Raw genomic sequence first — 21570 nt, 5'->3', positions numbered from 1 at the left:
TGTCAAGGGTTATTAACTTTTATAGGTTTCAGTACGCCAACGAGAGTTTTGACTACTATGACGATAACAATAAAAAGAATAAAAGATAGTAAGAATGTTTTAGAATACAGGAAATAAGTAAAAGACTGTTGCACGCGAATTTCCGGAACGAAATAAATCATAAATGGCACAGTAAAAATTGGCTCAACACCAATGTACAGATCAATTATTTTTATATAGAAATAAATCATGAAAGCAACGATAACAGGAGAAAACAGAAGACCCATGACCCCAAACATTGACCACGCCTCTCCCATATAATAGCTGTTAACATTAACTATATCACTTCCTGCATATATTGTGTATGGAATTACATCCATGTCTGCGCGGGAAGGTATAATGCCAAATTGCTCAACAAAAAAGAAGCCAGTAAACCAATATTTCTCATCAGGTTTAATTGAATTTATGATATGATAAAAGCCCTGATTTTGCCCCAATACAAATCGGTCAACTGCTCGAGTGAGGCTTTCACTTATATCAGCGCCAGTGACAAATGATTGCAGTATGGTAACTGTAATTCCAAGTATAATTCCAGCTATTAGCAGCTTACCGATATTCTGTTTTTTAAGTTGATTAATAAAAAGTGCACCAACAACAATAAATATAAGTGGCGCTTTTTGTGTATCATACAATACTTCCAAAACGGCCATGCAAAATGATACTATAATTAACATTCTCATCATTACAGTTCTTTTTGTGGAGAACGTGTAAAAATAGTAACAAAAATAAAATTGATACACCAAAAACATTGTAATAAAGCGACTGAAATAAGGAATATAATAATCTTCCGGATGCAATTGCATATCAACACGTGTTTCGTAAGCCTTATTAACATCACCCAGTATCAAATAATATATTGGGGCTGGCTTAGACAAAACGAACTTTACTGCTATAAAAAGAATTGATATAGTAATGAAAACAAAAAAGTATTTGATATATTTTTCATATGGGATTGCTTCACCAGCGCATTTACTATACCAATTTAGCTTTCCAATTCTGACTAATAGGTAGAGGATAAAGAATAAAACAATAAAAGAATAAAAATACCAAATGCCAATCGCAAATTTAGTATCGCTGCTTATCCCAAGATATCTGTCAGATTCGTATCCTAAAAAGGATATCATTAGCACCCCAGGTAATGAAATAATTATGAATTGTATTATGACAAACAAGCCAAAGGGATGCGCTTTTGAACCATAAAAATGTACATTTGTTTTCGAAAAAAGCAGATTTAAAAAAAGTAATACCACAAGAGATATGAATAAAGCGATACAAGTTTCCATTATCTCTTTCCTAATAAATTTTTAATGGTAAAGTACATTTTCTCTGCAAAAAATAAAATAGTAACCATCGGAGATGAATGAACGATTAGAAATAGAGTTGTTGATGAAATTATATTACAACTTCTCGGTATTCTGACAATTTCATCGTTTTCCAAAAAAGAAGCATCTCCATCCCAAGGAATAATTTTGTCACAGAGATTGTCATGATAAATTGAATTATATATTGCATCACAAAATCTTTTTTTAACATAGCTAGATGAATGCACCTGATCGATGAGCATATTTAAGTTCGTATTGCTATAATTTGGCAGATCGTTCATAGCGGCATCAACTGTGTTATGCTTAACTAACTCGACAGGTGAATAGCCCTGCAAAGGGCTTTTTAAGCCAATACATTTTTTCCCTGCGATGAATTGCTCAGCAAAGGCAGTTCCCCCAGGATAAGGATGGCTATCTATGTAAACTTTTGCTTTACTGGTTAATGATACATAGCGATCATAAGGAAGCGATTTTTTAAGGATTAATCTTTTATAATACCTTAATTTAAGAGGCCACCACCAATAGTCTATGAAAGGTCGACACCCGACGACATAAACCAGCGAATCAGGGAACTTTATCAAAATTTCTTCTATCAGACCAAGTAAACTATATCCCTTCTTTGGTTTAAATTTAATAGCTGTTCCAGCTGTAATGAAGAGATCTCCATCAACAATTGGGTGGTTATTTTCGCATATTACATCATATGCAATAGGAATCCCCAGGAAAGACTTAGTTGAAGGCAAATCTCGTTTCTGATCGATGATTTTTCCTAATGAGCTAATTTCAAACCATACGTCGGAAATAAAGGTTCCATAGGTAAAACAGTGATCAGCATGATTCACAAAATATACTTTCAATCCTGTATTTATATGTTTTGCAATACCGACAGCTATAACAGCCTGGATATCATCGGGATGAATATTTAATACCAACTTATCATATTGGGAATAAACTGCTGCTTGCTTAATTATTCGTTGCTCATAGTCAGTTGCAGATACACCCTCAAATGTTTTAATGGCAGAAAAGTAAGATGTTAATCTGAGAATAACAGAAGGTTTGCTTTGCCTCGTCATGAACAAAACCGGCTTATTATCGAGATAGGTAGCAAGCTTTTCCATTAATCGGGTATGTCCACCACGTTCAAATGCTTCGCTTATGATAAATCCTATATCACCCGCAGAACGCTTTTCGTCTAGTTTTTGAATGTCACAGAGAGATAAAAAGCGCTTTATCAAATTTTCTTCTATTATATTTATGGAATAACAAGGCGCGTTATTTGTACGAAGTAGATCACCTAAAATTTCAGCATATTGTATGCTTTTTGCAATATTATCTTCCTTGAGAATTTTATTGGTTATATAATTTATTATATATTTAAAGTCTCGCATGGGTCTCTCATCTCGTAAACCGTGGCAAACCAATAACCATGGTGATAAAATAAATACTATAATTCAGCAAAAAAGCATAATTTGCGCCATGCACGCCAAATTTCATGACAAAAAGCCATGTAAAAATAACCAATGAAAGAGAAAATATTACTTCTGTAGAAATAAGCCAGTTGGTTTTACCCCTAGATAACATTGGGAATGCTAAAACCCAGCTACATATCTTAACGATATCTCCAATTAGTTGAACTAAAAACAGTTCTCGCGCTTTATAGAAAGATTCTGTAAATAATATCTTTAACGCAAGATCCTTAAAAATAAAAACACATATTGCGAGAAATAAAGCAACAGGGAATACTATTTTTAGTGTTGAGAATACTTCTTTTTGTATTTCAACACTATTTTTTAGAGTTGATAACTTAGGTAAAAAATAGGTACTTAATGCAATTGATAGAACAGCAAGATAAGCCTCTGATATTTTCCATACAGCTTGCCATTCACCAGTACCATCCCATCCGACATATGCAACAAGGATTTTTCTAACACCTATTAAGGCCAAAGGCAAGCCAAGGGCAGTAACTATAGCAATAACAACATAATTAGAAATATCCTTTATTCTTTCGCGGTTCACCTTTCTTGTAATTGTCAAAAATTTGAACCATTCCTGGCGTATTGACGAAGCTAACAAAATCAAACCGATACAACCATTCTGTATTGATAATGCCAGTAAGGCACCTCGTAAATTGCCATAATAAACGAAAAGAATCATGACTATCGTTGATATAACTACCGAAATTGCTCCTAATGCGATATATCGTTTATAGTTTTGCTGCCCGTTGATTATTGAGTTACATAATGTGCCTAAAGTCGAAAATGGCAACATTAAAGCTGTGATTATTATTACATACGTATATGCATCACTACCAAACAGCCATTTTGAGAGATTATGCGACAAAAGCAGAAGAACAGGAATAATGATCGACGTAATCACTATCACACATTGTATACCTGCACTCCACCACGGCTGACATTTTTGATATCCTTCCTGATAGTTTTCTGCAGTATAGCGAACCACACCATTTCCAACTGGCGAGCCAGCTAATCCAGTTAGCATATTCGTAAAACTTTGTAGCTGTCCCAGCATAGCTATCCCAGCAGGCCCCGTGTAGATAGCTACAACTTTCGCAATCAAAAAACCTGCACCCATTTTTACAACTGCTAACAGACCACTAAATACAGTGACTGAGAGGAATTTCCTCATATCTTAAACTCATTCACTGCAATGATAACTTCCTGGATTTGTTCTTCAGTCATAGTTGGGTCAATAGGCAGTGATAGCACACTTTCATGAATTTTTTCAGTTAATGGCAGCCTCTGCTCATTATAATGATGGTATGCTTTTTGTTTGTGGGGAGGGATAGGATAATGGATCAATGTATTAATCCCACGCGATTTCAAATAATTTGCTAATTGTTCACGATAATCGGTTTGCACTACAAAAAGATGCCATACATGTGCTTCGTCATTGATAACTTCCGGCAATCTTATCAAGTCATTTGTCATACCACGAAGATATTTCGAAGCAATATTTCTTCGTAATTCAATATCTATATCCAGATATTTCAACTTAACGTTTAGCATAGCAGCTTGCATTTCATCAAGTCTGCTATTAACACCCTGAAAATCATTAATATATTTCCGTTTAGAGCCGTAATTTGCGATAGCTCTTACAATCTCTGAAAATTCTGCAGAATCCGATGTGATAATACCAGCATCACCTAACGCTCCAAGGTTTTTCCCAGGATAAAAACTAAATCCGGCAGCGTCTCCCCAAGACCCTGCTTTTTTTCCATTTATTTTCGCACCATGCGATTGCGCTGAATCTTCCAAGATCAATAAATTATGCTTGTTGGCGATTTTTTTTATTTCTTCCATTTCACAAATTTGCCCATATAAATGAACTGGAAGCACAGCTTTTGTTTTTTTGGTGATGTGATTTTCTATTTCTGAAGCTTTGATATTGAATGTGTTTCTATCAGGCTCAATAAATTTTGGAGTAAGTTTATTTTCACTGATAGCTAGCACTGATGCTATATAGGTATTGCCGGGTACAATTACCTCGTCTCCTTCCGAGACTAAGCCCATCTCTTTCCAGGCGCGCAAGGAAAGTATTAAGGCATCTAAGCCATTCGCAACACCAATTGCAAATTTACTACCACAATAATCGGCAAAATTTTTCTCGAATTCCTCGACCTCTTTTCCTTGTATATACCAGCCGGAGTCAATTACTTTTGCACATGCATTTTTTAATTCATTCTCAAACCGCGCATTAATCGCTTTCAGATTAAGGAATTCGACCATGATATCTCACCGCTATATATTAATTTTGTTTTCAATATAATTTTGTTAATGACTTGTTTTCAGTATCAATAAGTTTAGCTTTTAATTTCTTTCAGAAACTGATCATAGTCACGTATATAATCATTTTCATCATAATGTGAATCGGCTAGAACCATCAGTACACAATCATCACTGAAATCATACATTTCACGCCAAACGCATGAATCTATTAATAATCCTTGGGCAGGATTATCGAGCAAAATCTCGACCTTTTCTTTGCCATCGTCTAATACAAATCGACAAGATCCCCTAACAGCGATGGCAACTTGTTTCAATTTTTTATGCGCATGAAAACCTCGCCTTACTCCCTCCTTAGTATTAAACATGTAATATACTCGCTTTATTTCGAAAGGAATATTATGCTCTTCCTCCAGGGCGATAAGTGATCCTCTATCATCCCCATGGGCTTGTAACGGTATAATTTTTAAATCCATATTTTATTTCCTGAAAAGTTGTGCATCGCCGAATGAATATGCCTGCTTATCTTTATCAGAAACAATCGTCGGCTTAATCGGCCATTCTATGGCAAGCTGTTCATCATCCCAACGAATCGCTCTTTCATCGTTTTTTGAATAGTAATTATTAGTTTTATATAAAATTTCCGTACCCTCTTCGAGAGCAATAAACCCATGAGCAAACCCTTCAGGGATCCAAATTTGTTTCTTATTCTTGGCCGAAAGTTTTGCGCCAACCCATTGGCCAAAATTAGGTGAGTTTTCGCGAATATCAACAGCGATGTCATATAATGCTCCGGCAACACATCTGATTAATTTCGCCTGAGCACTTGGTGGCAATTGATAATGCAGACCACGTAACACCCCAACCGATGAGCAAGAATGATTATCTTGTACAAAATTAACGCTACGGCCAATGACTCGTTCAAACTCTGCCTGATTAAAACTTTCAAAGAAAAACCCCCTATCATCACCAAATACATTTGGTTCGAAAATCAACACCTCAGGGATATCGGTTTCAATAACCTTCATTGCTTAATAACCTTTAATCATTTTCAGTAAATATTGACCGTAAGCATTCTTTTTCAGAGGTTCAGCCAATTTCTTAACCTGTTCCGCATTAACAAAACCTTTGCGGAATGCAATCTCTTCCGGGCAAGACACTTTCAGCCCCTGACGTTCTTCAATGGTGGCAATAAAATTACTGGCTTCAATCAGACTCTGGTGAGTCCCGGTGTCCAACCAGGCATATCCACGGCCCATCATCGCAACTGACAGTCGTCCTTGTTCGAGGTAAAGACGGTTAATATCAGTAATCTCTAGTTCGCCACGCGCAGATGGCTTAAGACTTTTCGCCATTGCAACAACATCATTGTCATAGAAATACAGGCCCGTTACCGCATAGTTACTTTTCGGCTCCAGCGGCTTTTCTTCCAGACTGATAGCTGTTCCTGCTTTATCAAACTCAACGACTCCATATCGTTCCGGATCATTGACGTGGTATGCAAATACTGTCGCACCGTCGCCTTTTGTTACTGCCGCTTCAAGTTGTTTCGGCAAATCATGGCCGTAAAATATATTATCGCCAAGTACCAGTGCACAGTTATCCTTACCGATAAACTCTTCACCGATAATAAAAGCCTGTGCCAACCCATCCGGGCTTGGCTGCACTTTGTATTGCAAGTTCAGGCCCCACTGGCTTCCATCACCCAGCAATTGCTCAAAACGCGGCGTATCTTGCGGTGTACTGATGATTAGAATATCTCTGATACCCGCAAGCATCAGCGTCGAAAGCGGGTAATAAATCATTGGCTTGTCGTAAATGGGTAAAAGCTGTTTGCTCACCGCCATAGTTACAGGGTACAACCGCGTTCCCGAACCGCCTGCCAGAATAATACCTTTACGCGTCGTCATTTCTTTTTCTCTAAAATCGGAAATGCCCGTCTCCGGGCATTAATAAGAATAGTTAAATTGAGTGTGCTATAAACAGCTCGGCGAGCATTCTTTTAACACCCGTTTCCCAAGATGGTAAAACCAGCCCAAAGTTGCGTTGAAATTTATCAGTATTTAAACGCGAATTATGCGGACGCTGAGCTGGTGTCGGATACGATTCTGTTGGGACTGCATTCAATTTTTGAATTGCCAACTCAATGCCTGCATTTTTTGCTTCTGCAAACACAAAGGCAGCATAGTCATACCAGGTTGTTGTGTCTGATGCCACAAGGTGATAGAGACCTGCTACTTCAGGTTTTACCATCGCAGTACGAATTGCATGTGCAGTACAGTCGGCCAACAACTCCGCACCTGTAGGTGCGCCTACCTGATCATTAATTACTGATAATTCTGTACGTTCTTTCGCCAGGCGCAACATGGTCTTAGCAAAGTTATTACCCTTGCCGGCATAAACCCAACTCGTGCGGAAGATGAGATGTTTCGGGCAATGTTTCTGTACAGCCTTCTCTCCATCGAGTTTCGTTTGACCATAGACGTTCAGCGGTGCAGTCTCATCAGTTTCTTTCCATGGCGTTTCTCCATTCCCCGGAAAAACATAGTCTGTCGAGTAATGAACAACCCAGGCACCGAGTTTCGCAGCTTCTACGGCAATAGCTTCCACGCTGGTAGCATTAAGCAACTGAGCAAATTCTGGCTCTGATTCTGCTTTATCTACCGCGGTGTGCGCTGCGGCATTAACAATCACGTCAGGTTTGATAGCGCGGATAGTTTCTACTATCCCTTCAGGATTACTGAAATCACCACAATAATCTGTTGAGTTAACATCCAGTGCAATAAGCCTTCCGAGCGGAGCGAGAGCACGCTGTAACTCCCAACCTACCTGCCCAGTCTTACCAAATAGCAGGATATTCATTATTTACGTTCTCCGTAATTCTGCTCAATCCAGCTTTTGTAAGCCCCGCTTTTTACATTATTAACCCATTCCTGGTTAGCCAGGTACCATTCAACCGTTTTACGAATACCGCTTTCGAACGTCTCTTCCGGTTTCCAGCCTAATTCCACGCCAATTTTATGCGCATCAATGGCATAGCGGCGGTCATGTCCTGGGCGATCGGTAACATAGGTTATCCGATCGCGGTATGAGGTCTCTTTCGGGACGATTTCATCTAATAAATCGCAAATGGTATGCACAACATCGAGATTTTTCTTCTCGTTATGCCCGCCAATATTGTAAGTTTCACCCGGCTTGCCTTTTGTGACTACGGTGTATAACGCGCGAGCATGATCTTCGACATACAGCCAGTCACGAATCTGGTCACCTTTGCCGTAAATCGGCAGTGGATTTCCTTCCAGCGCATTGAGGATCACCAGCGGGATCAGCTTCTCAGGAAAATGATACGGGCCATAATTATTAGAACAGTTAGTCACAATTGTCGGCAGGCCATAGGTACGCAGCCAGGCGCGAACCAGATGGTCGCTGGAGGCTTTTGACGCTGAGTAAGGGCTGCTTGGCGCATAAGCCGTGGTTTCTGTGAATAGAGGCAATTCAATACCCTGAGTGACTTCATCCGGATGGGGCAAATCGCCATACACTTCATCCGTGGAAATATGGTGAAAGCGAAACGCAGATTTTTCGTTTTCATCCAGGGAAGACCAGTAAGCACGAGCCGACTCAAGCAGCGTATACGTTCCCACGATGTTCGTTTCGATGAACGCCGCAGGGCCAGTTATGGAGCGATCTACATGACTTTCCGCTGCAAGATGCATCACCGCATCTGGTTTATGAGTCGCAAATATGCGATCCATAGCAGTTTTATCGCAAATATCCGCATGCTCGAATACGTAACGATCACTATCGTTAATTTCAGCAAGTGATTCCAGATTGCCTGCATAGGTCAATTTATCGACATTGACCACTTCATCCAGGGTATTCTTAATTATATGACGTACAACCGCGGAACCGATAAATCCGGCTCCACCTGTAATAAGAATTTTCACGCCGTCTATTCCAGTTAATAATTTGGTCGAAATGTTAACGCTGACAATACATAATTATTATGTAGATTTCTGAAAATATGCACGCTACCGCCCCTGGCTCAACAGCTACCAGCGCACTGCACACAAATCCATTTTTTCTGCTCAGGTATTACTCATCCCTTCGTTTGTGCAAAGCCGCCAGCTAACCGAAGCGATTATTGTGTGCTTAAACCAAACTCAAAACAATAGGGATCCCGGCTCATTTACCTTAGGTAAATCGATGATACCCAAACTAATCCATTGTTTCAAAAGCAAAAACGGCAGCGGTCATTATGGTTTGCTCTAGCTCGCCATACTTCCTCTGCCGTTTGGTTTTCCATCAACATTTCCTGTTAATGTCTGGTCTCGCTCACTCAGCCAGCAACTTCTCAATGCTCTTGCGGAACTTCGCCCCTTCTTTGAGATTGCGAAGCCCATACTGAACGAACGCCTGCATGTAACCCAGTTTCTTACCGCAATCGTAAGACTGCCCCGTCATCAGCATCGCATCGACAGGCTGTTTTTTCCCTAGCTCAGCAATAGCATCTGTCAACTGAATACGTCCCCAGGCACCTGGCTCAGTGCGCTCCAGTTCGGCCCAAATATCTGCGGTGAGAACATAGCGGCCCACAGCCATCAGGTCGGAATCCAGGGTATGCGGTTCATCTGGTTTTTCAACAAACTCAATGATGCGGCTGACTTTACCTTCAATTTCCAGCGGCTCTTTGGTTTGAATAACCGAATATTCGTTGAGGTCTCTCGGCATATGTTTCGCCAGTACCTGGCTACGACCAGTTTCTTCAAAGCGGGCAACCATCGCCGCCAGGTTATAGCGCAGCGGGTCAGCGGTGGCTTCATCAATGATGATGTCCGGAAGCACAACAACAAAAGGGTTGTTACCGACAACCGGGTGCGCGCACAGAATAGAGTGCCCCAAACCCAGTTGTTGCCCTTGGCGAACGTTCATGATCGTCACGCCCGGCGGGCAGATAGATTGTACTTCAGCGAGCAACTGGCGCTTAACGCGCTGCTCGAGCAGTGATTCAAGTTCGTAAGAGGTGTCGAAGTGGTTCTCAACCGCATTCTTGGAAGCGTGAGTGACCAGAACGATTTCTTTGATCCCCGCAGCAACTATCTCGTCAACGATGTATTGAATCATCGGCTTGTCAACGATCGGTAGCATCTCTTTAGGAATAGCTTTGGTGGCTGGCAGCATATGCATACCCAGGCCCGCTACCGGAATTACTGCTTTTAAATTCGTCATTATATCGTCCACCTGTAAACGGTTGATGAAGTATAGACTTTCACTGTGTGATAGCCAGTTTTTACTTCGCTAATCCCTTGATAACTCAAAAGCATCTGGAAAACGAATCCTGTTACTACACTCCATAAGCCGACGATTTTGATTCAGAGAAATCGGAAACTTGCCCACAATCCGGCGAACCGGCAGGGGTTTCCGACTTTTCGCAGTCTGTTACTCGGTCACAAACGTGATGTCGTCTTTCTTATCATGAACAAATTCGTACTGTAATGTACGATCCAGTCCCTGAGAGAGACTATACGGCGCCACGAAACCACAGCTATGCACTTTGGTGGCATCGAACTGCGTCGTCGCACAGAATTTCTTCACACGTACTGAGCTTATCGCATATTTCTTGCCCGTTATTTTGCTCAGCACGTCAAAACAGTACCCCCCCAACATGCCCAGAGGATAGGGCAAATGCACTGAAGGGATTTTTTTGTTGAGGCTTTTTTCCACCTCAGAAACAAGCTGATTCATGTTGAGATCGGGTTTATCAACGTAATTATAAACCTCGCAGCCCGTTTTGACGTTTTGCATTTTATATTTTATAAACTCGACTATATTGCCAACGTAAGCCATTGATTTATAGTTAGTACCAGCACCAACCATAGCAAACTTACCGCCCGCAATCTGTTTGAGTAAATTATAGACATTTCCGCGATTACGTTCGCCGAAAATGACGGTAGGACGGAGAATGGTTAAGGAGCGCTCTTCCGGAGCCTGGTTGAACCACTCGCGCAAGACCTCTTCCGCCTGCCATTTGCTTTTGCCATAATGGTTGAACGGATCATGCGGATGGCTTTCATCGGGGTTTGTTTTATTGAGTCCATAAACAGCGACAGAACTGGTGAAAATGATATTTTTAACGCCGTTTTTGTCCATTGCTGCCAGGACGTTGCGTGTCCCCTGCACATTTACATCATAGTAAAGCGAGGTGGGGCTCACATCATCACGATGCTCCGCAGCAAGCAGAACAACGGTGTCAAACCCCGCCAATGCGGCATCCAGACTTTCAGGCTTACGAACATCACCAATTTCAGTGATTTCCGGAAAGAAGTGGCTTTGTTGTTTATCGAAATTTTTGATCGAAAATTCATCTTTTGTAATCCCGATCAATCTGGTTCCTACAAACCCTGAGGCACCAACAAAACAGACTTTATCGTTCATAGTCACTTATTTAGTTTGATACAACGTAATTGAAAGATAAGTACCTTCCCTGAGAAGCCACTATCACCTGTGAGTCGCAATAGATCTGCAGATCATGCAATTATAATCTTTTGACTGATGATATCCAGCAACAAAAAGAAAACGTATATTGCACACATCTTCAGCTATTGAGAGAGCTTAACGTTTCCCAGGCAGTGCAAAATTCAACCTCTCGACATTCACCACATGCTGATCCACCCGGTCGATATCCACGGAGCGCTGCCCTTTTTCGTTAACCGCAGTAATGTTTGCCAGCGACAGCAGCGTGTCCTGGCGCGCCATGAATTTGCCGCGCACGTCTTTGCGCATGTCGAAATTGATCTTCAGCGCCGGGCCGCGCGAGGCGTCCTGCATCACGTTGATATTGCGCATAAAGATATGCTGCGGTTTATTGTGCAGCTCCAGTGACGCGCGCTTCATATCCAGGTTGGTAATGGAGACGAATGACCGGGCATTTCCGGAGGAGATCTGGATACCACGAACCTTATATGCCAGCTGGCTGTTATCCATCTGGATATTATTCAGGCGAAAATTCTGCGGAATTGAAAGATAATTTCCTTTAATGACGCCATAGCCAATTAGCATTCCGGCGCTGTTGACCATATCGACATTATCAATCGCGAAATTGTCACAACCATAAATTGCCACCGTGGCATTATCGATGCCTGCCTGTTTACTGAACGACGGCAGAATATTTTTCGCTTTCACATTACGGATAATAAAGTGTTTGCCATTTTCAACATGCACCAGCTGGCGGCAGTTGCTGCCGGTAATATTGGCGACGACGAAGTTTTTTACTGCCTGGTGTTCCGGGTAAGTATTGTCGTAGGTGCTACCGGCAAGACCAATCCCGATGCCCCAGTTGATTTTACCGTTAGTGCAGTTGATGTTATCGATGACATGATCGGAAATAAGGATGTTCTTATCATTAATCGCGACGTTCCATTCGATAGCATCGCCCTGCAGGTCGCTGAAACGGCAGTTGGTAATTTTTACGCCGTCCATCTGGTTGTGAAACCCCTGTCGCAGAATGGCGTAATTGGCTTTGGTTACGGTCAGGTTATCGATTATCAGGTTGCGCATCACCGCAGGCTTTTTGCCGCCAATGTAGATCTGCATCACCGGGCCGTAGCCGCTCATCGCGAGTCCCTGAATCGTACAGTCAGAGCCACGCACATCTAGGGCGATGTTGTAGAGGCTTCCGCCGTCTTTGCCGATGATTTTGCAGCCGTCCTGCAGGGCAAAGCGCCCTCGCCCGTTGCCTTTTAGCGATCCCTGCACCTGTAACGTTTTGCCGGGCGGCATGATGATGCCGGTGTTGATGTTGTCGCACACCACACCGGCCGGGACATCGACCACATCCACGGCGGCAAATGCATCCCGGAAGGCACGGATCCAGTCATTACCGGACAGGTAGTCGCGGATATCCGCGGACGCACGACCACCAATGGCACGTGCGGCAGGAGCATGAAGTAACGGGAGAGCGGCAAGGGCGGAGCCTGCCGAGAGAAAACGACGGCGGGAGAGTGTGAGTCTGTTGTCAGGCATAATTCCTCTCTGATATACACCAGCCCGCCTGGCGGGCCGGGTTTAAAGCGCGTACAGCAGGCTCGCCAGCTGTTGGTTAATCACCTGCTGATTAAAATCGGTTTCGACCTTCTGGCGGGCGCGTTGCACTACCGGTTGCAGCGCATCAGGGTCGATGGCACAAAAATCGCGCAGACGTTCAGCCAGCGCGCTGGCATCGTTTTCCGGCACCAGCCAGCCGGACTCATTGGCGTCGATCAGCTCAGGAATGCCGCTGTGAATCGTTGAAACCACCGGAATGCCCACCGCCATCGCTTCCATCAGTGCAACAGGGATCCCTTCCATATCGCCATCGGCGCCGGTCACGGACGGCAGCAGGAACACATCTGCTTCATCGAGCATCGCTTTGACCTCATGGCTCGGCTTAAAGCCCGGCATCTCAACGACATCTTCCAGTTGATACTGCTCGATCAGCGTCCGCAGGCGGCGCTCCCACGGGCCGATGCCCAGAATGCGATAGTGGAAATTCACCCCCTGCTCTTTCAACTGGCGGCAGGCTTCGATCGCCACATGCAGCCCTTTTTTCTCGGTCAGACGGGCGACGGAGATAATCTGCAGGGTATCGCCGGGGGTTTTGAGCGGACGCAGCGCAAAGCGGTCCATATCCACACCCATGCGCGAGACGGCGATTTTTTGCGCCGGGCAGCCCATGGTCTGCAGGCGGTGCGACCAGAGATCGCTTATCGGCAGCATCAGGTCGCCGCGACGAAATAACTGCTGATATTCCGGTGTGTAGTGGTTGAGCACCTCGCGGCTGGAAATATCGATACCGTGGAAGACCGTAGCGATTTTGCCCTGAATCACTCCCAGTTCGCGCAGTTTGGCGGCAGTCACACCCGCCGGGCCAAAGTGGGCGATAAACACATCTGCGCGGACCGGTTCCGGCATCATGCCGCAAATGGCGGAGAGGATCAGGTTACGCGCCTCGTCACCGTATTGCCGGACGTTAAGCGCTTTCCAGGTTGCCGGTCGCGTCAGACCTCGTGCGGTATGCAGCGCCCGGTACTTCAGCTTTGCTGCCCGGCCCTCCGGCTCATCCAGCAGCCAGCGGGTTTTCTCTGCCAGCTGATATTTGCTGTAAGCCGCATGCGTATTGGTCAGGTCGCCCTTTTGCAGCGCGACAATCTCCACCTCATACCCCATCTCGATAAACGCCACGATCTGGTTGAGGACGAAGGTCTCCGACGAGAGCGGAAATTTCAGTAAGAAGAACCCGACCTTCATTTCACCTCCCCGATTCGCGCCAGTACCGATTGCACCATGTCCAGGCCCGCCGCGCGTTCGGCGGTCACTGCCTGCGCCAGACGTTCGTTGATTGCCGGAAGCTGACCGAGCGTATCGCCGACCATCGCCCCCAGGCTGCCGTCCAGCAGGTGACGAATATCCACCGCCATTTCCGGCATGCCCAGTTGCTGCATGATGCCCGCCGATTTGTGCTCATAGTTAATCGCGATGGCAGGCGTGCCGAAGTTCATCGAAATAATCGCCGAATGCAGACGCGTCCCGACAGTCAGCTCGCTGGCGCCGAGGATTTTCCCCATCTCCAGATCGTTCAGCTCGTCCATCACCACATGGTATTGCGACGGATCGCGCAGGTATTTGCGCAGGTTCAGCGCCACCATGCGGTCGTCTTTGTTGTAGCTGTCGATACCGGTGCAGGTCGACAGCGCCACCACCTGATATCCATCGTCAATAATGCGGTTCACCACCTCAGCAAACGCTTTTTCATACGCTTCCTGCGTGGTACCGAGGCGTTTATCGAACGGCGCCAGTTCGCGCAGCGTCACGGCGACCGTTTTCTTCTGCGCAATCACCTGCAGCCAGTGCTGCACCGCGTAACTGGCGACAAAATCCGCCTCGTGGTGATCCACCAGCCACGCGGTATCGACGCCCTGCTCGACTTTTGACGTGTCGATGTCGCTGCGCTTCATCATGTTGAGGCTGACGGATTCCCGCAGGATCAGCGCATCGCAATGACCAAAAACATAGTTCGCCAGTTGGTTAAACTGCGGCTGCTGGAACGGCCCGACGCTGTGGCCGATCATATACAGCGGCTTTTTCGCCATGAACGTACAGAGCGCGTGCTCGAACTGCGGCACGCCATAGAGATCAACGAAAAACGAGCCGCCCACCTGAATGATGGCATCGTAGCCGGACAGCAGACGGACAAAATCGGTAAACCCCTGGGCGATGGCGATATTGCGCAGCTTGCCGCTGTCGGTCACCCGCGAGAGCAACACCTGATGCTGGTAGCGGCGGCGAAGCATTTTTTTCACCCGCCCCATCACGCCCGCGGCGTTGTTGTGCTGCTTCATCTGCGAATAGAGCGGATCGCCCATCACCGGGCGGTCGAGTAGCCAGGACGAACTCACCGGATAGCGGCTCATCACATCCACGTCCGCATCAGGCTCAAGGGTGTTAATCGCGTCGAGCAACCCACGAAGAATGGCGCTATCACCACGGTTGCCGCAGGTATGGTTGCCAAGAATCAATAACTTCATAGTGACCTCTGAAAAGGGGGTTCTTTTCACCCTGCGCGCAGCAGAGTTTTCATTTTTTCGTTGCGGCACAACTGGCGTTTCATCTCCACCACCAGCGCATTACGCGACAGCACTATCATCACCAGGAACGCCAGCGCCCCGGCGCCAATCTGCACCGCCAGCAGCAGCGATAGCGGCAAGTGACCATTGAGCAGAATGCCCAGCGCGTAACTGACCACCAGTGTCGGGAGCGAGAGATAAAACGGTAACCACAGACTCAGGATGTACTCGCGGTAGCTTGAACCAAGCACCGGTTTGATCATCACGAAATAGCTGAGCACGGTATTGATGATTTGCACCAGCAGGAAACCGAGCGTCACGCCCAGTGCCCCGGCAAGGTGGCCGCCAATGATGATGGCGGGAATGAACAGAAACGTTTTAAAAACGTTGAATTTGAAGCTGATATCGACGCGCGCCTTGGCCATCAGCAGCGAGCCAATCGGGTTCCCCACTGAGCGCAGCAGCCCGACGATGCACAACAGTTGCAGAATGGGGATGATGCCCGCCCACTTCTCGCCAAACACCAGCGGCACAAAATTGTTGCTGACCACCATCAGCCCCAGCAGCGCCGGAAAATTGATAATGCCCACCACCGACAGCAGCTTGTAAAAGTTCACGCGCAGTTTTTCGGTGTCATCCTGAATTTTGGCGAACGCCGGGAACAGCACGCGGGTGATGATCGGGTTGAGCTTCATTGGCGGTACCACAGCCACGTTGTAAGCCAGGTTATAACCGCCCGCCACGCTGGCGCCGAGAATACGCGCCAGCACCAGTGTGGAGAGGTTGGTATTGACGTAATTGATGATGCTGTCCGCCGTCAGCCAGGCGCCAAAGCGCAGGTTGGAAGAGACCGACGCCAGCGAAAAATGCAGTCCGGGGCGATAAATCTTGCGACCGAACCAGCCAAACAGCAGCGTACGTACCGCACTGTTGACCAGGTATCCCAGAATGGCGGTCATCGCCACCGGCCAGAAGTGCGCGCTGATGACCGTAAAGGTAAACCCCGCCAGCACGGCAGAGGTTTCGATCATGCCGATTTTGTTGAACTCCAGCTCTTTTTGCATCAGTGCGCGGAACTGCTGCCCGTGAGGAATGACGACAAACGCGAACGACAGCGTACGCATCAGCGGCGCGAGATCCGGGTTATTCAACACATCAGCGATCAGGTCGCTCAGCAAAAAGACAGCAACGAACACCACAATCCCCAGCCCGACGTTCAGCCAGTACAGCGTAGTGAGCTCCAGATGGCTGATCTCTTTGCGCTGGATAATGGAGTTGGCAATGCCAAAATCCGACAGCGTATCGGCCAGCGCGATGATCACCAGCGACACCGTCAGCAGACCAAACTGGTGGTTATCGATGATCCGTGCCAGCACGGTCATCTGCACCAGGCCGAGGCCGATAATGACGATCGTCGCCATCGCCGACCATTTCGCGCCGCTGATGGTTCTTTCTCTCAGGCTCATGCCGCTACCTCAATACGCCGCTTTGTTAACAAAGCCTTTGAACACCGTGAGAAAAACAATTTTGATGTCGAACCAGAGGCTCCATTCGCGGATGTACTCGAGATCGAACTCAATGCGTTTTTCCATTTTTTCCAGCGTGTCGGTTTCACCGCGCCAGCCGTTGATTTGCGCCCAGCCGGTGATCCCCGGTTTGACTTTGTGACGCAGCATGTAGCCGAGGATCAGCGGACGATACTGTTCGTTATGCGCCACCGCATGCGGACGCGGGCCGACAATCGACATGCCGCCCGTCAGCACATTGACGAACTGCGGCAGCTCATCGAGCGAGGTGCGGCGCAGAAAGTTCCCCACTTTCGTGACGCGCGGATCGTTCTGCGTCGCCTGAGTCACCACTTTGTCGTTTTCCATCACCCGCATCGAACGGAATTTCCACACCATGATCGGCTTGCCATCCATCCCGTAGCGGGTCTGGCGGAAGATGATCGGGCCGGGCGAACTCAGTTTTACGGCCAGCGCAATCGCGCACAGCACCGGGGAGATCAACAGCAAAATAAAAGCGGAAAGGACGATATCTTCCAGGCGTTTCAATACCCGGTTGGTGCCCGACAACGGCGTGTCATACAGCGGCACGACCGGTACGCCGTTCACTTCTTCGACGCGGGAATGAAGAATGTTAAAAGTGAAGACATCGGGGATCAGGATCACCGAGCAGGTGGTATCCGCAAGGTCGCGGACCAGTTTTTTGATGCAGGATTCGTCACGCATCGGCATGGCGATATAGACGTTGTGGATCTTGCCCGCGCGAGCATCTTCGAGCAGTTGCTGGGTATTCCCGGCCCAGTCGGCACCCACGCCGCCCGGTTTGGGATCGTGATAGGTGCCGATCACTTCGTAACCTAACCACGGTTGATTGCGGAAGCTGTCGAGCAGCGCCTGCCCGACCGGTAAATCACCGGCTACCGCCACGCGACGCGTGTTGTAGCCCTGATTGCGCAGCCAGCCCGCGCCGGAACGGATAAACGCCCGGCTCACCACCATGCCGGTGGTGCTGAGTAAATACCACGCCAGCCAGATGCTGAAGCTGTTGTTGAAATCATCGTTAAATGCCAGCAGCCCGGCGCTGAACACCATACTCAGTGTCCAGTTTTGCAGCAGTAACAACAGTTCTGTTGAGATTCGTACGCCACGCCATGAACGGTAAAAATCAGTCATCCCGCCGATCATCTGAAAGACGACCAGGGTCATCAACGCCATCAGCAAATGCATATACAGAAAGGGCAGTGCCGCTCCCTTACAGACCAGCCACAGGCCACCGACCATGATGGTGATATCAGAGAATCGCTGCACCATTGAGATTAACGATGCATTCGTTTTGGCTCGTTCGCGCTTTCTTAGAGTCGTCATCGTTGTTCCTGTTCAGAGATTTTCCCCTCCCGTCCAGGAGGGGAAGGGTTTACTGTTTCAACAGCGCCAGAATGTCCTTCGTTCGCGCTTCCATCAGCGCCGGATTGCCGCGTGATTCCACGTTCAGCCGCACCACCGGTTCGGTGTTCGATGAACGCAGGTTGAAACGCCAGTCGGCATACGCCACGCTGATGCCGTCGGTACGGTCAATCTCCAGCGCATCCTGAGCAAAGTGCTGTTCGACCCGGGCAATCGCTGCCGCAGGCTCTGCCAGCGTGCTGTTGATTTCGCCGCTCGCCGGGAACGCCGCCATGCGGTCGCGCACCAGTTCGCCAAGCGTCTGCCCTTTCAGGCACAACAGCTCCGTCACCAGCAGCCACGGGATCATCCCGCTGTCGCAGTAGGCAAAATCACGGAAATAGTGATGGGCGCTCATTTCGCCGCCATAAATGGCGTCTTCCTGACGCATGCGCTCTTTGATAAACGCGTGGCCGGTTTTGGACATCACCGGCGTGCCACCCGCCGCGCTCACCACATCAACGGTGTTCCAGGACAAACGCGGGTCATGAATGATTTTTGCGCCGGGGTTTTTCTCAAGGAACGCTTCCGCCAGCAGGCCAACAATGTAGTAGCCCTCAATGAACTGGCCGTTTTCATCGAACAGGAAACAGCGGTCGAAATCGCCGTCAAAGGCGATACCCATATCCGCGCCATGTTCAATGACGGCGTTGCGGGTATCGGCGCGACATTCCGGCAGCAGCGGGTTCGGAATACCGTTAGGGAAATTGCCGTCCGGGGTGTTGTGGACTTTGATGAAAGTTACCGGTACGTTGTGGGACCGAAAGCGGGCTTCCAGAGCGTCAATCACCGGGCCTGCCGCGCCGTTACCGGAATTAATCACCAGCTTCAGCGGCGTCAGGTTTTTGGTGTTGATGTAGCCAAGCAGGTGGTCAATGTAGGCATCGCGCAGGTCGATTTTCTGATAACTGCCGCGTTTCGCCTCATTCACCGGCGGGAAATCATTGGCTTCCGCCAGACGCTGCACATCGCGCAGGCCGGTGTCGCCGCTGATGGGGCGCGCACCTTCGCGCACCAGTTTCATGCCGTTGTAATCCATCGGGTTATGGCTGGCAGTCACTTCAATGCCGCCGTCCACGCCGAGGTGGAACGTGGCAAAGTAAATCTCTTCCGTACCGGACAGGCCGATGTCCAGCACATCAACGCCCGCGTCACGCAGGCCTTTTGCCAGCGCCAGTTTCAGCGTTTCGCTGGTCAGGCGCACATCGCCGCCGAGGACGATGGTTTTCGGTTTCAGGTATTCGCCATACGCGCGGCCAATGCGCCACGCGATATCTTCATTCAGCTCTTCACCCAGCTTGCCGCGAATATCGTAGGCTTTAAAACAGGTCAATTTTGTCATGGTTTTACCCTTTTTCAGGCAACAGTGAGCCCTGACCCTCGCAGGTCATTTTTTATTGAGTTGTTTTCATCGCCGGATGGCGATGCGCCAGTCCGTAGGCCCGGTAAGCACAGCGCCACCGGGCAAGGTAATACGCGCTAAACGCGTCCGTACCGATCCGCAAATCGCACGATGTCATCCTCTTCGAGGTACGCGCCGGAGCGGACTTCAATCAGGTCGAGCGGGATCTTCCCGGGGTTTTCCAGACAGTGGGTAGCACCGAGCGGGATATAGATCGACTCGTTTTCTCCCAACAATTTGATTTCATTATTGATAGTGACTTTGGCGGTACCGGCCACCACAATCCAGTGCTCCGCACGGTGGTGGTGCATCTGTAATGAGAGTCCCTCACCGGGCTTCACGGTGATGCGTTTCACCTGATAGCGTTCGCCGGAATCAATGGAGTCGTATTTGCCCCACGGGCGATACACTTCACGGTGAATATGGTGCTCGTGGCGGCCATCAGCTTTAATCTGTTCCACCACTTTTTTCACATCCTGCACGGCGTTGCGATCCGCAATCAGCACCGCATCTTTGGTCTGTACCACCACCAGATCTTTCACCCCGACGGTGGTCACCAGGCCAGATTCCGCATACACATAGCTGTTTTCGGTTTTGTGGCTGATAACGTCACCATGGTGCACATTGCCTTCGGCGGTATGGGCGCTGATTTCCCACAGCGAAGACCACGAACCGACATCGCTCCAGCCAGCGTCCATCGGCATCACCACCGCATCCGCGGTACGTTCCATCACCGCATAGTCGACCGACTCTTCCGGGCAGGCGAGAAATGCCGCTTCTTCGACGCGAATAAAATCGAGATCCGGGTCCGTGACGTTCATGGCGTTTTCGCAGGCCTCGAGAATATCCGGGCGGTATTTTTTCAGTTCTTCAAGGTAGCGTCCGGCGCGGAACAGGAACATGCCGCTGTTCCAGTAGTATTCACCGCTGGAGACATACGCCTGCGCGGTATCGAGATTCGGTTTTTCGACGAACTGCGCCACTTCAAAGGCCACCGCGTCTTTTTCGCCCGGGCAGACTTCGCCACGGCGAATGTAGCCATAGCCGGTTTCCGGCAGATCCGGCACGATGCCGAAAGTCACCAGCTTGCCGCTTTCGGCATACGGCATGGCATTGCGCACGGCGGTGCGGAAGGCCTCTTCATTCTGAATGACATGGTCCGCCGCCAGCACCAGCATCAGCGGATCGTTATCCGGGCAGTTGCGTTTCGCCGCCAGCGCCGCCAGGGCAATCGCCGGGGCGGTATTACGCCCTGCCGGTTCAAGAATAATGTTTTCCGTTAGCTTGTTGAGCTGACGCAGTTGCTCGGCCACGATAAAACGGTGCTGTTCGTTGCAGATCACCACCGGGCTTTCGCACTCCACGCCGTTAAGACGGTTAATCGTTGCCTGCAGCATGGTCAGTTCCCCTTTCAGGCAGAGAAACTGTTTGGGATAAAGCACACGGGACAGCGGCCATAAACGGCTGCCGGAGCCACCGGCCATCACGACGGGAAATAACTGTGACTGACTCATT

General features: G+C 47.9%; 18 protein-coding genes. All 18 read right to left on the bottom strand.

Annotated features, from left to right (window positions below; translation table 11 throughout):
* Window positions 1-2 precede the first annotated feature (2 nt).
* Window positions 3-1322 carry a hypothetical protein gene (locus AOY23_RS15715; protein WP_054180291.1) on the bottom strand — a complete coding sequence of 440 codons (1320 nt, stop codon included), beginning with the start codon at window positions 1320-1322 and terminating at the stop codon, window positions 3-5.
* Window positions 1322-2749, bottom strand: a complete 1428-nt coding sequence (locus AOY23_RS15710) for a hypothetical protein (RefSeq protein ID WP_054180290.1) — start codon at window positions 2747-2749, stop codon at window positions 1322-1324. Before AOY23_RS15710 ends, AOY23_RS15715 begins: the two co-directional genes overlap by 1 nt.
* Window positions 2750-2756: 7 nt before the next feature.
* Complete coding sequence (locus tag AOY23_RS15705; RefSeq protein WP_054180289.1) at window positions 2757-4007, bottom strand: O-antigen translocase; 1251 nt, start codon at window positions 4005-4007, stop codon at window positions 2757-2759.
* Entirely contained in the window at window positions 4004-5107 is a 1104-nt protein-coding gene (locus AOY23_RS15700; RefSeq protein WP_054180288.1) for a DegT/DnrJ/EryC1/StrS family aminotransferase, read from the bottom strand. Before AOY23_RS15700 ends, AOY23_RS15705 begins: the two co-directional genes overlap by 4 nt.
* A 74-nt stretch (window positions 5108-5181) precedes the next feature.
* Entirely contained in the window at window positions 5182-5580 is a 399-nt protein-coding gene (locus tag AOY23_RS15695) for a sugar 3,4-ketoisomerase (protein ID WP_054180287.1), read from the bottom strand.
* A gap of 3 nt (window positions 5581-5583) precedes the next feature.
* The gene (gene rfbC, locus AOY23_RS15690; protein ID WP_054180286.1) at window positions 5584-6132 is read right to left on the bottom strand and encodes a dTDP-4-dehydrorhamnose 3,5-epimerase; all 549 of its coding nucleotides are present in this window, start codon (window positions 6130-6132) and stop codon (window positions 5584-5586) included.
* Window positions 6133-6135: 3 nt separating this feature from the next.
* Entirely contained in the window at window positions 6136-7014 is an 879-nt protein-coding gene (gene rfbA, locus AOY23_RS15685; protein WP_054180285.1) for a glucose-1-phosphate thymidylyltransferase RfbA, read from the bottom strand.
* Window positions 7015-7066: 52 nt separating this feature from the next.
* Window positions 7067-7966 (bottom strand): dTDP-4-dehydrorhamnose reductase, encoded by a 900-nt coding sequence (gene rfbD / locus AOY23_RS15680; RefSeq protein ID WP_054180284.1) that lies wholly within the window; start codon window positions 7964-7966, stop codon window positions 7067-7069.
* Window positions 7966-9051: a dTDP-glucose 4,6-dehydratase gene (rfbB, locus tag AOY23_RS15675; RefSeq protein ID WP_054180283.1), complete on the bottom strand. Its 1086-nt coding sequence runs from the start codon at window positions 9049-9051 to the stop codon at window positions 7966-7968. Before rfbB ends, rfbD begins: the two co-directional genes overlap by 1 nt.
* 388 nt (window positions 9052-9439) lie before the next feature.
* Window positions 9440-10333: a UTP--glucose-1-phosphate uridylyltransferase GalF gene (galF, locus tag AOY23_RS15670; protein WP_054180282.1), complete on the bottom strand. Its 894-nt coding sequence runs from the start codon at window positions 10331-10333 to the stop codon at window positions 9440-9442.
* Between the two features lie 210 nt (window positions 10334-10543).
* Window positions 10544-11539 (bottom strand): NAD-dependent epimerase/dehydratase family protein, encoded by a 996-nt coding sequence (locus AOY23_RS15665; RefSeq protein ID WP_054180281.1) that lies wholly within the window; start codon window positions 11537-11539, stop codon window positions 10544-10546.
* 177 nt (window positions 11540-11716) lie between these two features.
* A complete protein-coding gene (gene wcaM, locus AOY23_RS15660; protein WP_054180280.1) occupies window positions 11717-13126 on the bottom strand; it encodes a colanic acid biosynthesis protein WcaM in 1410 nt (469 codons plus the stop codon).
* A 42-nt stretch (window positions 13127-13168) separates the two neighbouring features.
* Window positions 13169-14389, bottom strand: a complete 1221-nt coding sequence (gene wcaL, locus AOY23_RS15655) for a colanic acid biosynthesis glycosyltransferase WcaL (RefSeq protein WP_054180279.1) — start codon at window positions 14387-14389, stop codon at window positions 13169-13171.
* Window positions 14386-15666: a colanic acid biosynthesis pyruvyl transferase WcaK gene (gene wcaK, locus AOY23_RS15650; RefSeq protein ID WP_054180278.1), complete on the bottom strand. Its 1281-nt coding sequence runs from the start codon at window positions 15664-15666 to the stop codon at window positions 14386-14388. Before wcaK ends, wcaL begins: the two co-directional genes overlap by 4 nt.
* A gap of 26 nt (window positions 15667-15692) precedes the next feature.
* Window positions 15693-17171 (bottom strand): colanic acid undecaprenyl disphosphate flippase WzxC, encoded by a 1479-nt coding sequence (gene wzxC / locus AOY23_RS15645; RefSeq protein ID WP_054180277.1) that lies wholly within the window; start codon window positions 17169-17171, stop codon window positions 15693-15695.
* A 9-nt stretch (window positions 17172-17180) separates the two neighbouring features.
* Window positions 17181-18575, bottom strand: a complete 1395-nt coding sequence (wcaJ, locus tag AOY23_RS15640) for an undecaprenyl-phosphate glucose phosphotransferase (protein WP_054180276.1) — start codon at window positions 18573-18575, stop codon at window positions 17181-17183.
* A 49-nt stretch (window positions 18576-18624) separates the two neighbouring features.
* On the bottom strand, window positions 18625-19995 hold the full coding sequence (cpsG, locus tag AOY23_RS15635) for a colanic acid biosynthesis phosphomannomutase CpsG (RefSeq protein ID WP_054180275.1): 1371 nt from the start codon (window positions 19993-19995) through the stop codon (window positions 18625-18627).
* 137 nt (window positions 19996-20132) lie between these two features.
* Window positions 20133-21569, bottom strand: coding sequence for a mannose-1-phosphate guanyltransferase (cpsB, locus tag AOY23_RS15630; RefSeq protein WP_054180274.1), 1437 nt, complete (start codon window positions 21567-21569; stop codon window positions 20133-20135).
* Between the last annotated feature and the right edge of the window lies 1 nt (window position 21570).

Source organism: Trabulsiella odontotermitis (assembly GCF_001297775.1).
In the GTDB taxonomy this organism is placed as follows: Bacteria; Pseudomonadota; Gammaproteobacteria; order Enterobacterales; family Enterobacteriaceae; genus Trabulsiella; species Trabulsiella odontotermitis.
Note: the sequence above shows the minus strand (reverse complement) of the source record. Positions and strands in the feature narration are given on the sequence as shown.

Coding starts and splice junctions, on each gene's coding strand:
- AOY23_RS15715 (WP_054180291.1), bottom strand. CDS start 1,322: ATGGAAACTTGTATCGCTTTATTCATATCTCTTGTGGTATTACTTTTT.
- AOY23_RS15710 (WP_054180290.1), bottom strand. CDS start 2,749: ATGCGAGACTTTAAATATATAATAAATTATATAACCAATAAAATTCTC.
- AOY23_RS15705 (WP_054180289.1), bottom strand. CDS start 4,007: ATGAGGAAATTCCTCTCAGTCACTGTATTTAGTGGTCTGTTAGCAGTT.
- AOY23_RS15700 (WP_054180288.1), bottom strand. CDS start 5,107: ATGGTCGAATTCCTTAATCTGAAAGCGATTAATGCGCGGTTTGAGAAT.
- AOY23_RS15695 (WP_054180287.1), bottom strand. CDS start 5,580: ATGGATTTAAAAATTATACCGTTACAAGCCCATGGGGATGATAGAGGA.
- rfbC (WP_054180286.1), bottom strand. CDS start 6,132: ATGAAGGTTATTGAAACCGATATCCCTGAGGTGTTGATTTTCGAACCA.
- rfbA (WP_054180285.1), bottom strand. CDS start 7,014: ATGACGACGCGTAAAGGTATTATTCTGGCAGGCGGTTCGGGAACGCGG.
- rfbD (WP_054180284.1), bottom strand. CDS start 7,966: ATGAATATCCTGCTATTTGGTAAGACTGGGCAGGTAGGTTGGGAGTTA.
- galF (WP_054180282.1), bottom strand. CDS start 10,333: ATGACGAATTTAAAAGCAGTAATTCCGGTAGCGGGCCTGGGTATGCAT.
- AOY23_RS15665 (WP_054180281.1), bottom strand. CDS start 11,539: ATGAACGATAAAGTCTGTTTTGTTGGTGCCTCAGGGTTTGTAGGAACC.
- wcaM (WP_054180280.1), bottom strand. CDS start 13,126: ATGCCTGACAACAGACTCACACTCTCCCGCCGTCGTTTTCTCTCGGCA.
- wcaL (WP_054180279.1), bottom strand. CDS start 14,389: ATGAAGGTCGGGTTCTTCTTACTGAAATTTCCGCTCTCGTCGGAGACC.
- wcaK (WP_054180278.1), bottom strand. CDS start 15,666: ATGAAGTTATTGATTCTTGGCAACCATACCTGCGGCAACCGTGGTGAT.
- wzxC (WP_054180277.1), bottom strand. CDS start 17,171: ATGAGCCTGAGAGAAAGAACCATCAGCGGCGCGAAATGGTCGGCGATG.
- wcaJ (WP_054180276.1), bottom strand. CDS start 18,575: ATGACGACTCTAAGAAAGCGCGAACGAGCCAAAACGAATGCATCGTTA.
- cpsG (WP_054180275.1), bottom strand. CDS start 19,995: ATGACAAAATTGACCTGTTTTAAAGCCTACGATATTCGCGGCAAGCTG.
- cpsB (WP_054180274.1), bottom strand. CDS start 21,569: ATGAGTCAGTCACAGTTATTTCCCGTCGTGATGGCCGGTGGCTCCGGC.